A 13,997-nucleotide genomic window follows, 5' to 3' on the forward strand; every position below is an offset into this window, starting at 1 on the left:
TCTATCAGAGCGGCATGACAGTGAAGCTTACTATTACCCTAGCCCAGATGAACCAGGCGGTTGGCGATTTGCGTGGCAATGCCGACGCGATGATATCCGTCTATCAGTCGAAGCCGGATAGCGATCTGATTGTCTTTCCGGAGCTGCAACTCATTGGTTATCCACCTGAAGATCTGGTATTGAAGCCCGCCGTGGTGGAGCGTGCGGAAACCGAATTACAGCGCTTGGCAGAGGCAACGAACGACAGCACGGCAGCAATGCTGGTGGGTTCAATTTTTCGAAAAAATGGCAATCTCTATAACGGTATCGCTCTGCTTGAAGGTGGCCAGATAAAAGACGTGCGCTATAAGGTAGAGCTTCCCAACTACGGGACATTTGACGAGAAGCGTCTATTCACATCTGGGCCACTGCCCGAACCGATAGACTTTCGCGGTTGTAAAATTGGCCTGCCTATTTGTGAGGATGTCTGGTTTCCGACAGTCTGTGAACATCTGAAATCACAGGGCACGGAAATGCTGATTTCCGTTCATGGCAGCCCCTATGAAATTGAGAAAGACGACCGGCGGCTAGGCCAAGTAGCGACGCAGCGAGTGCGCGAGACACGGCTACCGTTGCTATTCTTGAACCGGATTGGCGGCCAGGATGAAGTTGTCTTTGACGGAGCGAGCTTTGTCCTCAATGGTGACGCCAGTGTGATGCATCAGCTTCCCGATTGGGATGAGGCGATCGTTGATACCCACTGGTCAAACGACGGGGAAAGCTGGACTTGTGCACCAGGCGAAGTTCACCAGCTCGATGATCATCCGGCCGATATCTACAACGCAATGATAGTTGGCTTACGCGACTATGTTAATGCCAACCACTTTCCTGGCGTCATTTTGGGTCTGTCTGGAGGCATTGACAGTGCGCTGTCGGCAGCGGTGGCGGTTGACGCCTTGGGCGCGGACCGGGTGTGGTGCGTAATGATGCCGTCGCGCTTCACTGGTCAGGAAAGTCTCGACGATGCGGCTGGTTGTGCAGAAATGCTGGGTACGAAACTCGACACCATTTCCATTGTACCAGCGGTTGAAGGCTTTGACGCGATGCTCGAAGGCAGTTTCGCCGATGAAGAGGTCGATATTACCGAGGAGAATATCCAGTCGCGTATCCGGGGTGTGACTCTGATGGCGATGAGCAATAAATTTGGCCATATGCTGCTGACTACTGGCAACAAAAGTGAGATGAGTGTTGGTTATGCAACGATCTATGGCGACATGGCGGGCGGCTATTCGGTGCTTAAAGATGCCTATAAGCTGACCTGTTTCAAGCTGTCGGAATGGCGCAACCGTAATAAGCCGTCGCTCGGCATGGGGCCCGATGGGCCAGTCATGCCCGAAAACATCATCACTAAACCGCCAAGCGCAGAACTGCGAGAAGATCAGAAGGACAGTGATAGCCTGCCCGACTATGAAGTTCTCGATCCACTCCTCCACGGCCTGGTCGAGGAAGAGTTATCGGTTTCTGATCTCGTCGAACGTGGGTTTGATCGCGAAACGGTGATACGGATCGAGAAATTGCTCTACATTGCCGAGTATAAACGGCGTCAAGCTCCGCCCGGCGTAAAACTGGGCACCCGAAATTTTGGCCGTGACCGGCGTTACCCCATTACCAATGCATTTAGGACGATATGACCATTAAAACCCGCTTTGCACCCTCGCCCACTGGGCATCTTCATGTCGGCAATATTCGCACGGCGCTGCACAACTGGATGTTCGCCAAGAAAAATGGCGGTGAGTTTCTGCTGCGGCTGGATGATACCGATAAAGAGCGCTCCAAAGAGGAATATGTCACCGCCATTCGTGCCGACTTGGCCTGGCTGGGCATACATCCCGATAGCGAGGAACGGCAGTCTGCGCGTTTCAACCGTTATGAAGAGCAGTTCGAGAAATTGAAGGCAGCTGGCCGCGTATACCCGGCCTATGAAACCGCACAGGAACTGGATCTGAAACGGAAAGTTCAGCTCGGTCGCGGTAAACCGCCGACTTATGATCGGGGTGCGCTCGATTTGACGGACGCAGATATTGCGGATTTTGAAGCAGAGGGTCGCAAGGCGCATTGGCGATTCAAGCTGGATCACGGCACACCGATTGAGTGGACCGATCTGATCCGCGGTGATCAGCATTTTGACCCGGCCTTGCTGTCCGATCCGGTCATCCGCCGCGAAGACGGCAGTTGGCTCTACATGCTACCGTCGACCATCGACGATATGGATATGGGTATCACCCATGTCGTGCGTGGTGAGGATCACGTTGCCAATACCGCTGTTCAGATCCAGATGTTTCATGCCTTTGGCGCTGACACGCCAGAATTTGCGCATGAAGCCTTGCTGGTCGGAACCGAGGGCAAGCTTTCCAAGCGCTTGGGCTCGCTGGGCGTTAGCGGTTTTCGCGAACGCAGCATCGAACCGCAATCCATTGTTGCGCTGCTCGCGCGCATCGGAACAAGCGATCCGGTCGAGCCGATTGCCGACGTTATGACGTTGGTGCAAACTTTTGATTTTTCTCGCTTTGGACGCGCGCCAGCCCGCTTTGACGACGAAGAATTGGCCCAGCTGAATCAGAAAATCGTGCACCTGCTGGACTATGAACATGTACAAGACCGGCTGCCTGATACTATGTCGGCGGCCGCCTGGAAGGTCATCCGACCCAACCTGCATGACATGGGTGAAGTGGAACGCTGGTGGCAGGTGGTAACGGGTCCGGTGATCGCTGTCGACTTGTCAGCCGAAGACCAGGATTTCCTGAATCAGGCCCTCGAGACTCTCGAAGGCTTGTCCTGGTCAGAGATGATCTGGAAAGATTGGACTAGTGCGCTGAAAGAAAGCACGGGCCGTAAAGGCAAGCCGCTGTTCATGCCGTTGCGACAGGCTTTGACCGGGCTGGATCACGGCCCGGATATGGGCGCGCTGCTGCCGCTAATTGGCCGGGAATCCGCCCTAGCAAGGCTGCAAAACAGCACTTCGTAAACGCGCATTTTTTTCACACGATAGAGCTTCGTTTAGCCATGTACTTGATTTCAACCATGTAATAATATAACATTACACAGGGCGGTGCAGATATATAGCGCCAACAAATGGGGTAGCTGCACTGTCATCCGAGGAGACGGATGAAAGGACAGACTTATGAGCTTCACATCAACTTATGCGCATAAACCCCCTAATTACAGGGGCATTGGCCTGACGATCGGCTTTCATGCTTTGCTTTTTGCCGGCGCGATGGCGCTGCCAGCGATAACGGCGGAAATTCCGTTTGAAGGAGTGATCACGGCCTATCCGATTGAGATTGAGAAAGAGCCAGATCCACCGGTTACCAAAATCGAAGAGCCGATTGTCGCTACCAACCCACCGCCAAAACCTGTCACTCAGGTTACACCGATCGTCAAGCCGCCAGTGTTTAACGATCCTCCTGCAACCGGCTTGACCAGCGGTGATGATGGCATTGACTTTAGCGGTGTCGGCGATCGTATTGAGATACCGATTACGCCTGTCGAGACCATTGCTGACCCGATTATTGCCGATGCCAAGCTAAACACGCGCTATAGCAACCAGTTCCAGCCGCCTTATCCCTCTGGTTTGCTGAGAATGGGCGAGGAAGGCATGATTACCGTGCGCGTCCTGGTTGGAACCAATGGTCGGGCCAAGCAGATCGAGCTGATTGACACGCCGCATGAAGGCTTCTGGACAGCGACGCAGCGGCACGCATTGCGCAAATGGCGGTTTCAACCGGCGACCAAAGATGGCGCGCCTTTTGAAAGCTGGATCATCCTGAAAGTCCGTTTCGAAATTAACGGCTGAGCTCCAGAACAGCCGGGCCAGCCTCGTGAAGCCGTTTTTCTGACGCTTCAGGGCTGGCCATCACGGCTTTTGCTCCCTATTTAGCAATAATGAAAATGCTCAAAGATGTTTCCGTAGGCGGTGGTCTAAAGGATTTGATCACCCTTTTGCGGCGGAGTCCGAAGGAGCAGGCCATGCCGGCATTTCTGGCCTTTGCCTGTTCCGGGTTCATCTTCTTTCTGTTTATCATCGACCCGAAGGTCAATACGGACGTCTATGTTCCGCAAGAAGTTGTCTATGTTGAAAACTGGTCTCTCGATCGCACCGACGATGAGATCATGGAAGATCGATGGGCGGTTCAGTGCCTGAAAGATAAGCGCGACACCAAGCGGCGTGAAGCGATGAAATCTCTCGGCCGGATGTCGGGAATGGATGTCGAATCGATCGAACGCGAAGCCGAAGCAGATCGGCTGGCAAGGGGTGAGGTAGAAGTGGATCGACCCTCCGGTCTCTCATGCTGAAGACCAATCATGATGCGCGCTTTATGGCGATAGCCATAGCGTTGTCCGAACGTGGCCGCGGACGAACCGGTGGCAATCCCAATGTTGGTTGCATCATCGTCAAGAACAATGTGATTATTGGTCGCGGTTGGACACAGCCCGGCGGACGTCCGCACGCAGAAGCTATGGCTTTGGCACAAGCGGGGAAGGCCGCCAAAGGCGCCGATATATATGTCACAATGGAACCTTGCGCGCATCAAAGCAAACGCGGGCCCACTTGTGCCGATCTTGTAAGGGAAGCAGCGCCTGCGCGCGTGATTGTTGCAACGCTGGATATTGACGAGCGAACCCGGCGTCAGGGCATTGATCGCTTGGGCGATGCCGGTATTTCGGTGTCTGTCGGTCTATTAGAACAGCAGGCGCACTGGGCAATGGCAGGATTTTTCACGCGTATGGAAAAAAGCCGCCCGCATGTCATACTGAAACTTGCCCTGTCATTGGATGGCTGTATCGCGATGGCAGATGGTACCAGTAAATGGATCACTGGCGACCGTGCACGCGCGCATGCCCATCTCGAACGGGCACGCTGTGACGCTATATTGGTTGGAGCTGGAACAGTTGCGGCGGATACACCTAGCCTGGATGTCAGATTAACCAATCTGGAAGACCGTTCGCCGCAACCCGTGGTGCTAGGGAAGGCGGATGTTGGCGATCACTGGATCCAGATTATGGAGCCAGGGGCAATTGCGGGGCTGGATCAAATGAACTGGCTGCTGGTTGAAGGCGGTGCTGCGACCGCTGCGTCTTTCCTCAAAGCTGATTTGGTTGATCGGCTACTATTGTATCGCGCGCCAATCATCATCGGCGGCGGCTTGCCGGGTATTGGAGACATTGGCCTTGGCAGTCTTGACGCCGCACATGGGCAATGGAACCGGATGGATCGCCGCGATCTCGGACAGGATGTGCTTGAGATATATGAACGTGCCGCCTAAGTTCTTCGCTCAACCATCATAAAGGTCTTCCATGTTTACAGGCATTGTTTCGGATATCGGCACAATAACGACAGTCGAAGAGCGGGGTGACCTGCGATTGGTGATATCCTGCCATTATGACATGAGCGGCGTCGATATTGGTGCGTCTATCGCCTGCTCCGGTGCCTGTCTGACGGTTGTTGACAAGGGTACCGACTGGTTCGCCGTCGATATATCGGCCGAAAGCATATCCAAAACGGCCCAATCTATGTGGTCCGAAGGGCGCAAGCTTAACCTGGAACGCGCGCTAAAAGTCGGCGACGAGCTGGGCGGTCATATCGTTACTGGTCATGTCGATGCGGTCGGCGATGTTGTTTCTATCGAAACAGAGGGCGATTCGCATCCGGTTCGCATCCATGCGCCCAAGGACATAGCACCCTATCTGGCTCCAAAGGGTTCCATCACGGTTGATGGCATATCCCTGACCGTTAACAGCATCGAAGATCAGCCGGACGGCAGTACGATTTTTGGTCTGAATATCATTCCGCATACTGCTAGCGTCACGACTTTCGCCGATCTCAAGTCTGGAAATCAGGTCAATCTGGAGATTGATATTTTGGCGCGCTATCTCTCGCGGATGGAGAAATTGCGTGCCGTTTCGACTTAGTCCTTGCCTAAAAGGGCAGCCATTTCTGCTTCTTGCTGAACTTCATATAGCCAACATTCGCGCCTAGCCGGAGGCCTGCGCCCAACCGAACCGGGATCAGCACCTTGTCACCACTGCGCAAATAGCTCACGTGAAAGCCACCAACGAAATAGGCCGCGCCTTCGCCAGCAGGAAAGCGCTGATAAAGGTCTTCGGTATCGTAGAGATTATAAACCAGCACAAAGCTGTTCGCTGCGTTGCCGCCTACGTCAAAGCCGATGGACGGGCCGGTCCAATATACCGGACGTTCGCCTTCAATCTTGTGAAATAATTTGCCGGACCCATAACGTAAGCCCACCACAAATGCACCAGATGCTTCCCGCCCGGCAATATAGGCATTGGGACGCCCCTGCTTCTTCAGAATATCTTCAATCACCCCGGCTAGACCCTTGGCACCCTTGCCAAATACGCCTTCTGCTGCGCCGATAAGATCATCGTCCTGAAAAGTTGTCGCATCATTCACATTTGCAACTGCTTCGCCATCCGAACCAACAGTATTTTGATCATAGCTATTTTCGTCGACGTTATCTTCATAAACGGTGCCGCCTTCGGTCTGACCAGGCTGGACCAGATCACCATCAAGATCGCCGTCAATCGGAGCATCCTCAGCGGTTTGCACCTCTTGTTCCACGGGATCAAAATTTCCGTCATAATCCGGTGTATCTAGATCCGCATCAATCGCGTCATTGGGGTCAATCGTCTGCACCTGCGCAAAAGCGGGAGACATGGTTGGCGCGCAGGCCAAGGCCGCGACAGTGAATAGGCCAAGCAGCTTTCTGCCGAGAGTCTCACGGGTATATTTTTTCACAGACATTTCCTTTGGGCACGACTTAGTCATGGGTAAACTCCTTCCCATACCAGCCGCGTTCGACCTTGGCGTTTCGCGATGACTACGCAATGAACGGACGACGACCCGAGTCGATTTTGCGATCTGTTGAGTGATTTGAGGGCCAATTGTACAAATTATGGTCCATTTGCTGCTGTCAGACCTGCTTCAGGCCGCATTTTGGTCTGGTGTCGATAATCCGCGACGATGCAACGCACTTTACCCATTGCAGGGCGTGCGATGCGCCGTTATAGCGCTTGTCCTTGGCCAAGCCAGTCATGCGGACACGTGGGTGAGCGGCTGAAACCACCTCCCTGCTAAGGAGGCAAGGGCCTCACGGTCCTTCGAGGGTTCGAATCCCTCCGTGTCCGCCACTTTTCCGATCTAAATCTCGTCTATTAACTCTGACAATGTCGCCAGGCATTCGCGCGCAAGCAATTTGCAGCGCTCCGGTGACCAGCCCTGCTCTTCATCCGGTAAATCGCGATTGTCCTTGAACGGCATTTCTAGTGTCATCGCGACCGCACCAAATCGTTCTGCCACCTGATTGGTAGACATGGACAGGTTTGCCTTGCCTTTCGCAGCGGTTGGATAGCCAAGCTCTGTCTGGAAATCCGGCGTGCGCGCGGCCAGTCGGTCGCGATAGGCGTGATATTTGCGGCCCAGTTCTTCGGTCCAGCTCGGGATACCTTCAAATCCGGCAATGAACACGGCGGGAATCGCTTCGTCTCCATGAACATCCATCGCAAAATCGACACCGCTTTCGTCCATCGCGCCCCGAACACACAAGACTTCCGGGCTTTTTTCCACACTGGGCTCGTGCCATTCGCGATTGAGATTCGTACCGGCATAATTGGTTCGCAAATGCCCTCTAAACGAACCATCTGGGTTCATATTGGGAACGATATGAAACTGGCATTTTTGCAATAAGGCGCGGGCTTGCGGATCAGTGGGATCAGTAAGCATTTCCAGCGCGCCTTCCATCCACCATTCAGCCATGCTTTCCCCCGGATGCTGGCGGGCATAGAGCCAGACCTGTTTCTCGCCTTCGCCTATTGTGAGACAATCAATCGGCTGTCCTTCCAGACTATGGCCCAGAGTTCGGCATGTGACGCCCTCGACAGAAGCCACTTCGGCAACAAGATCATGGTGGCGGTCGATGCTATAGGGTGCGAAATACGCAAACCAGATGATGTTGCTGGTTGCGGTATAGCTTATCGAGAGCGTACCTTTATCTTCATCATATCGGCTTTCTGCCCGGCCCCAATATTCTCGGTCTTCGCTGACGCACGCATTATAACCGGGCCAACCTTGCGGATAAGCGGATTCTTTCAGGCCGTTGATATTCAGTTGTAGAACATCACCAATTTCACAGGTTACCCGGAAATGGAACCACTGGAAAAAGTCGCTGTCCTTGTCCTTTTTGATCGATAGTTCCGCATTGGTGCCGGAAATATCGTGAATGTTGATGTTCCCGCTATCAAAAGCGGCGGTGATCTGGATATCTTTGGTGCTCATGGCACTTTGATAGTGGTTCCTGACTCTCCGGGGAAGTCCCTGAATAACGCTTCGGCCAATTTTGATGCGGCTAGCCCTGGTTGTGAAGCCGGGGATCCCTCTTTGGCTTCCACCGACGAGCGGCCTTCCCAAACCGTTTGATTGTCGGCACGACGTGTGATCCGAACGGCCAGTTCCGTTGCAATCTTATCCTTGGGCTTGCCGCTCAGGTTGATGCCTATGCCGAGTCCCACACCGGATCCATAGCTGCCCGTGCTGCCACCAACGCCCACTGACACCGGGGAGCGACGACCTCCGGCGGACAAACGGCTTTGCTCTACCGAGACTCGGGCAACATATTCGCCATTGGCTGCATCCGTGCCGGGGTCTGAAAACCCAACTCGCTGCAATTCTCTGCGGACGGCGGCTTCATACGTACCCTGCTCCAGCACTCTTCCTTCGCTAACGTCAGAGGTTGAAACAATAGCGATGGTTCCGGGCGCTATTTGCATGTCCTGCGCATTATGAAAACGCGTAACATTTACAGGTGGTGTCGTTGCGACACAGGCTGTCATTGCGAGGGACAATGCAGCGGCCCCAAAAAGCTTTTGTAGTGACATGATTCTCTAACTCCCGACCAACTGTGCGCCATAATAGCTGAAATTCTGAACTTCAGGCGTAAATAATTGCATCAATATGGCTCTGTGGTTAACCGGATAACGAGCTTTCCCTGATATACCCCTGAATTATCAGCTTCCTGAAGGAGACATTATGCCGGAGCGGTTCACAATATTGGTCACAGGCGGTGCCGGTTATATTGGCAGCCACGCTGTGCTGGCGCTGAAAGATGCGGGCTGGCCTGTTGCGGTAATCGATAACCTGGTGACCGGTTTTCGCTGGGCGGTTCCGGATGATGTACCTTTTTACGAAGGCGACGTGGCGGATAGCTCGCTGATCGCGAGGATTGTCAACGAACAGAATGTCGGAGCGATAATGCACTTTGCTGGTTCGGTTGTAGTACCGGAATCGGTTGAGAATCCGCTCAAATATTATGATAATAACAGCGCCAAAAGCCGGAGTTTAATTGAATCAGCTATCGCTAATGATGTGAAGCACTTCATCTTTTCCTCGACAGCCGCGACATACGGTATTCCAGAGGAAAGCCCGGTGAAAGAAGATACACCGCAGGTTCCGATAAACCCCTATGGCATGTCAAAGCTGATGACTGAGCACATGCTGCGTGACGTGTCGGCGGCACATGATATGAATTTTTGTGCTTTGCGCTATTTCAACGTGGCTGGCGCCGATCCTGGTGCACGGACGGGACAATCTACAGCGGGCGCCACCCATCTGATCAAGGTTGCAGTTGAGGCTGCCTTGGGTAAGCGCGACAGCGTGGCGGTCTTCGGTACGGACTATGACACACCCGATGGTACGGGTGTGCGCGACTATATTCATGTTTCCGATCTGGCAGCGGCCCATGTTCTGGCTCTGGAAGCGCTGATCGCTGATCCTGGTCAGAATCACCTGCTCAATTGCGGTTATGGTCGGGGATTCTCAGTATTGGAGGTGCTGGATGCTGTGGACCGAGTCACCAATCGCAAGACTTCACGCGACATGTCCGCGCGCCGAGCTGGCGATCCCGATTCGTTGATTTCTGACAATCGTGCGATCATGGAACACTTCCCTTGGGAGCCGCAATATGCCGATCTGGACCAGATTGTGACCCATGCGCTGGCCTGGGAGCGCAAATTGGGTGAGATTCAAAGAGATTAAGCCCCTCAATGCTTGACTTTGGCCGACCACGACCCTAATCGCACCGTCTGCATACGGCATTAGCCGTTTTCAAGAAATTCAGAAATTAAGGCGTGGTACCAAAATGAAGATCCGCAACTCTTTGAAGTCGCTCAAAAACCGTCATCGGGACTGCCGCGTGATCCGTCGTCGTGGCCGCACCTATGTGATCAACAAAACGAATCGCCGGTTCAAAGCGCGCCAGGGCTAAATCCCTCTCATGGCAGGCGTGACTGCCATCCCAAAAATCGACACCGTTATTTTTGATGTAGGCAATGTTCTCTATCAATGGGACTTGCGCTGCCTGTTCGAAAAGCTGATTGACGACCCGATGGAACTGCAATGGTTTCTGGAAAATGTCGTTACACCTGAATGGCATTTCCAGCACGATGCAGGCAGATCGCTTGCCGATATGTTACCCGAACGGATCAAGCAGTTTCCGCAATATGAATCGCACATACGGGCCTATGCCGAGCGATTTAATGAAAGCATTCCCGGACCAGTGCCGGGATCATTGTCATTGGTGAAGCAGCTTGCGGCGAAAGATGTTCCCCTTTTCGGGATCACCAATTTCGGCTCGGAGCTATGGCAGAGCTTTCGTCCGACGGCAGCAGTTTTTGATCTTTTCGCTGATATAGTTGTCTCCGGCGACGAGAAATTGATGAAGCCGGATGCTGCCATCTACAAACTTGCACTCAGCCGCTTTGACGTCGTTGCCGAGCAATGCCTGTTCATTGATGATCGGTTGGAGAATGTTGAGGCCAGTGAAACGCTTGGGATCAAAGGGCATCATTTCCAGGATGCAGAAACCTTGAAGCAAGAATTGATAGCGCTGGCGCTTTTATAGAAATCCCGGCCTGCAGACGAAATGAACCGGGCCCATGCCCATCATTCAGGCCTTGGGACGGTTAGACTTTGTTTTACAGATTGATGGGTCTCTGGACGAAGCGGCTGCCAGGTGCCGGTTCAGAGCATTACTGTCCGGGAGGAGGGCCGCCTGGTAGTCCGCCTTGCTGCTGCATCTGCTGCTGCAAGGCCCGCATTTGTTCCTCGGAGATAAAGTCGAGCAAGGTGACGTCGAAAATCAGGACCGAGTTGGCAGGCAAATCGGGGCCAGGGGACTGTTCGCCATAACCGAGCTCCGAAGGTATCCAGATGCGATACTCGCCGCCTTTTTGCATAAGTTGCAGGGCCTCAGAAAAACCGGGAACAACCCCGCCAACGGGCATCGGGGTCTGTTCGTTCTGGTCAAACACATTACCGTCGCGGGTGGTGCCCTCATATTTGACCAACGCCGTGTCGGTTAAGGTTGGCGAAGCGCCTTCGCCTGGCTTGAGGACTTTATATTGAAGACCAGATTCGGTCTGTATGATGCCGTCATTGTCTGCATTGCAGGCAAGAAACATCTCATTCGTTCCATTTTCACAAATAGCCTTACCGGTTCCGACCCATGCCAATGCCCCTGCCACCAGCAGAACCAGCGCCAGTCCGATCCATAATTTGGTCAAAGACCCCTTTTTGATCGGCCGGATGGGAACAGTGGTTACGGACATATCGGACTACCTATTCGATGAAAACCTGTGTTGGAAAGCCTTGATAGTGGCGTGCAGGCTTAAATGGTACCGTCGCGTTCCATCCGCTTGCGCTCCATCTTGCGGGCACGGCGGACCGCAGCAGCTTTTTCACGAGCGCGTTTTTCAGAAGGCTTTTCGTAATGCCGGCGCAGTTTCATTTCGCGATAAACGCCTTCACGCTGCAATTTTTTCTTGAGCGCCCGAAGGGCTTGATCAACATTATTGTCGCGAACCATGATTTGCATAAGACTGAGTAACTCCGTTCAAAATCGTCATCAGGCCGGGTATATTCATAACCGGCCGAAAATATCATTAAGCCATAAAAAAGGGTTTGCAGATGATTCGTTCAACTGCAGTTGGAGCGCGCCTAACAGGCTAATCCACCGATTTCAAGCATTTCCGACTCAATTCCGTTGCCGTTCTTGGCCGAATTTGCAGGTTTTCGTGCATTGGTTACCGTTCAGAGCATTTTGATTATGATCTGGACCTGTGCCATATCCGGCCCAAAGCGCAATTTAGGCGAATCAGGAGAGGCAAAATGGCCACTGCAATCAACATCCAATCAAGCTGTAGTGATGAAGAATGGAAGGCGCGCCAACGGCTTGCCGCTTGCTACCGGATATTCGCACATCTCGGCTGGGACGAGCTGATTTTCAATCATGTCACGCTAAAGGTGCCGGGAGAGGACGATGCATTTCTGATTAATCCCTACGGCCTGCATTTTAGCGAGGTGACCGCTTCAAATCTCGTGAAGATCGATATTGATGGCAACACACTTGATGGATCCACTTTCCCGGTAAACAAGGCTGGATTTACACAGCACAGCCTTTTTCATCGCGAGCTGCCGGATGTCCACGCGATCATTCACACCCATACGACAGCGACAATGGCGGTGGCATCGCTGGAAGGCGGTTTGCAGCCGCTGAACTTCTATGCAGCTGCGATCGTGCCGCGGCTTGCCTATCACAAGTTTGAAGGGGTTACGGTGCATGCAGACGAAGGCCCACGTTTCCTCGCCAGCCTTGGCAAGAAACGGATGATGCTGCTCGAAAATCACGGGCCGGTGGTCATGGGCAAAACTCTGGAAGAAGCATTTCTCAACCATTGGGTGCTGCAGCGGGCCTGCGAGATCCAGATGCAGACGCTTGCGATGGGCAAACCTGTGATGATCGGAGAAGAAGTGATCAGGAAGCATCTGGCCAATCTTTCACAAGCATCGATTGATCCTGCAATTCAGGGGGTTCCGGAATTTGATGCGATGGTCAGGCTGATCGATCGCGAAGATCAAAGCTGGCGCGAATAGGGCTTGCGTCATATCTGCATTAACGGATCAGTGAGGGATTACCATTTGCAATAGAGTGGCGTCTGGAAGCTGCATTGTCGGACCGGTTGTTCTGCTGTAACGATTGATTTCATGACCAAATTCACCGTCAACGACCGACCCGTAGAGTATCGCATGGATGAGCAAACGCCGCTATTATGGGCTTTGCGTGATGCGTCTAATCTTACCGGCACCAAATATGGTTGCGGGACCGGAGACTGCGGGGCGTGCATGGTAGAGGTGGATGGGGAGGCCATCCGAAGCTGTCTGGTCACAATAGGCGAACTGGAAGGCCGTTTCATTACCACCATAGAGGCGTTGTCCCGCGATCGTAGCCATCCCGTGCAACAAGCATGGGCCGCGGAAAATGTTCCTCAATGCGGTTTTTGCCAGTCCGGCATGATCATGGCGGCAGCGGTATTACTGAAGAAAAACACCAATCCATCAAATGATGAAATTGACGAAGCAATGACTAACATCTGCCGCTGCGGCACTTATCCAAGGATCCGAGAAGCCATTCAGCGCGCTGCTCGGGTTGCTCGCGGAGATGATGTTTTAAGTGCAGCACCGCCGCCGGGTATCGATCCGGAAGATGCCGCGAAGGCAGTCCCCGCGCTAACCCCAAAAAAATAGTAGATAGGCAGATTGGTCGATCGACCAAGGCTGAATTTCACCCACATCACTGGTTCATGCTGAACCCGCTGAGCGGGGGTGGGGTGGGGGTGTCAGCGGGCCCAGCATGATCGGTTGTTCAAAAACTGAATGTCGCGGTTAGACGGCGGATAATTGGTTTTCTAGATGTAACGATATCACTATTATAGCCCGACGGAAAGTAGATTTCATAGGACAGATTTCCCATATTTGACCGACTATCGAGAGTCCATTCGCTGCGCATGAGTTCCGTCTTTGCTGCTGTAAAAGCTGCTATCTGTTCGGTCTGTTTGGTTCCTTTGCGGTTTATTCCGGTTGCGAAAAGAGGGGATAATGCCATTTTTCC

Annotated in this window: 17 protein-coding genes and 1 tRNA gene; 12 read left to right on the plus strand and 6 right to left on the minus strand. The window is 53.2% G+C overall.

Features of this window, described 5'->3' with window-relative positions:
- Positions 1-14 precede the first annotated feature (14 nt).
- From DG177_RS11295 to DG177_RS11320, 6 genes are all read left to right on the plus strand, one after another.
- On the plus strand, positions 15-1,670 hold the full coding sequence (locus tag DG177_RS11295; RefSeq protein WP_108811573.1) for an NAD+ synthase: 1,656 nt from the start codon (positions 15-17) through the stop codon (positions 1,668-1,670).
- Entirely contained in the window at positions 1,667-3,004 is a 1,338-nt protein-coding gene (gltX, locus tag DG177_RS11300; protein WP_108811574.1) for a glutamate--tRNA ligase, read from the plus strand. Before DG177_RS11295 ends, gltX begins: the two co-directional genes overlap by 4 nt.
- A gap of 156 nt (positions 3,005-3,160) precedes the next feature.
- Complete coding sequence (locus DG177_RS11305) at positions 3,161-3,832, plus strand: TonB family protein (RefSeq protein ID WP_108811575.1); 672 nt, start codon at positions 3,161-3,163, stop codon at positions 3,830-3,832.
- A gap of 89 nt (positions 3,833-3,921) precedes the next feature.
- Positions 3,922-4,332, plus strand: coding sequence for a hypothetical protein (locus tag DG177_RS11310; protein WP_108811576.1), 411 nt, complete (start codon positions 3,922-3,924; stop codon positions 4,330-4,332).
- Positions 4,326-5,303: a bifunctional diaminohydroxyphosphoribosylaminopyrimidine deaminase/5-amino-6-(5-phosphoribosylamino)uracil reductase RibD gene (gene ribD, locus DG177_RS11315; RefSeq protein WP_337658751.1), complete on the plus strand. Its 978-nt coding sequence runs from the start codon at positions 4,326-4,328 to the stop codon at positions 5,301-5,303. Before DG177_RS11310 ends, ribD begins: the two co-directional genes overlap by 7 nt.
- Before the next feature lie 31 nt (positions 5,304-5,334).
- Positions 5,335-5,949, plus strand: coding sequence for a riboflavin synthase (locus DG177_RS11320; RefSeq protein WP_108811577.1), 615 nt, complete (start codon positions 5,335-5,337; stop codon positions 5,947-5,949).
- Positions 5,950-5,956: 7 nt separating this feature from the next.
- Here the strand turns inward: DG177_RS11320 and DG177_RS11325 are convergent, their stop codons facing one another.
- Positions 5,957-6,802: a DUF1134 domain-containing protein gene (locus tag DG177_RS11325; RefSeq protein ID WP_108811578.1), complete on the minus strand. Its 846-nt coding sequence runs from the start codon at positions 6,800-6,802 to the stop codon at positions 5,957-5,959.
- A gap of 294 nt (positions 6,803-7,096) precedes the next feature.
- On the opposite strand from DG177_RS11325, the gene DG177_RS11330 reads away from it, so the two are divergent.
- Positions 7,097-7,188, plus strand: a tRNA-Ser gene (locus tag DG177_RS11330).
- A 10-nt stretch (positions 7,189-7,198) separates the two neighbouring features.
- Here DG177_RS11330 and DG177_RS11335 read toward each other — a convergent pair.
- Positions 7,199-8,332: a M14-type cytosolic carboxypeptidase gene (locus DG177_RS11335; RefSeq protein WP_108811579.1), complete on the minus strand. Its 1,134-nt coding sequence runs from the start codon at positions 8,330-8,332 to the stop codon at positions 7,199-7,201.
- Entirely contained in the window at positions 8,329-8,931 is a 603-nt protein-coding gene (locus DG177_RS11340; RefSeq protein WP_108811580.1) for a DUF4136 domain-containing protein, read from the minus strand. The genes DG177_RS11335 and DG177_RS11340 overlap by 4 nt, the downstream gene beginning before the upstream one ends.
- 151 nt (positions 8,932-9,082) lie before the next feature.
- On the opposite strand from DG177_RS11340, the gene galE reads away from it, so the two are divergent.
- The 3 genes from galE (at position 9,083) to DG177_RS11355 (ending at position 10,952) form a co-directional block, all read left to right on the plus strand.
- Entirely contained in the window at positions 9,083-10,087 is a 1,005-nt protein-coding gene (gene galE, locus DG177_RS11345) for a UDP-glucose 4-epimerase GalE (protein WP_108811581.1), read from the plus strand.
- Positions 10,088-10,190: 103 nt separating this feature from the next.
- Positions 10,191-10,316, plus strand: a complete 126-nt coding sequence (gene ykgO / locus DG177_RS11350; RefSeq protein WP_007165381.1) for a type B 50S ribosomal protein L36 — start codon at positions 10,191-10,193, stop codon at positions 10,314-10,316.
- 9 nt (positions 10,317-10,325) lie between these two features.
- Entirely contained in the window at positions 10,326-10,952 is a 627-nt protein-coding gene (locus DG177_RS11355) for an HAD-IA family hydrolase (RefSeq protein ID WP_108811582.1), read from the plus strand.
- Positions 10,953-11,079: 127 nt separating this feature from the next.
- Here the strand turns inward: DG177_RS11355 and DG177_RS11360 are convergent, their stop codons facing one another.
- Both DG177_RS11360 and rpsU read right to left on the minus strand, forming a co-directional pair.
- The gene (locus DG177_RS11360) at positions 11,080-11,658 is read right to left on the minus strand and encodes an FKBP-type peptidyl-prolyl cis-trans isomerase (protein WP_108811583.1); all 579 of its coding nucleotides are present in this window, start codon (positions 11,656-11,658) and stop codon (positions 11,080-11,082) included.
- A gap of 59 nt (positions 11,659-11,717) precedes the next feature.
- Positions 11,718-11,924, minus strand: a complete 207-nt coding sequence (rpsU, locus tag DG177_RS11365) for a 30S ribosomal protein S21 (protein WP_074204042.1) — start codon at positions 11,922-11,924, stop codon at positions 11,718-11,720.
- 293 nt (positions 11,925-12,217) lie between these two features.
- Between rpsU and DG177_RS11370 the strand changes: the two genes are divergently transcribed.
- Together DG177_RS11370 and DG177_RS11375 are read left to right on the plus strand one after the other, a co-directional pair.
- Entirely contained in the window at positions 12,218-12,982 is a 765-nt protein-coding gene (locus DG177_RS11370) for a class II aldolase/adducin family protein (RefSeq protein WP_108811584.1), read from the plus strand.
- A gap of 111 nt (positions 12,983-13,093) precedes the next feature.
- Positions 13,094-13,633, plus strand: a complete 540-nt coding sequence (locus tag DG177_RS11375) for a 2Fe-2S iron-sulfur cluster-binding protein (protein ID WP_108811585.1) — start codon at positions 13,094-13,096, stop codon at positions 13,631-13,633.
- Between the two features lie 118 nt (positions 13,634-13,751).
- Here DG177_RS11375 and DG177_RS11380 read toward each other — a convergent pair whose 3' ends face one another.
- Complete coding sequence (locus DG177_RS11380; RefSeq protein ID WP_108811586.1) at positions 13,752-13,991, minus strand: hypothetical protein; 240 nt, start codon at positions 13,989-13,991, stop codon at positions 13,752-13,754.
- Positions 13,992-13,997: the final 6 nt, after the last annotated feature.

Origin of the sequence: Sphingorhabdus sp. Alg231-15, from assembly GCF_900149705.1 — a bacterium.
In the GTDB taxonomy this organism is placed as follows: Bacteria; Pseudomonadota; Alphaproteobacteria; order Sphingomonadales; family Sphingomonadaceae; genus Parasphingorhabdus.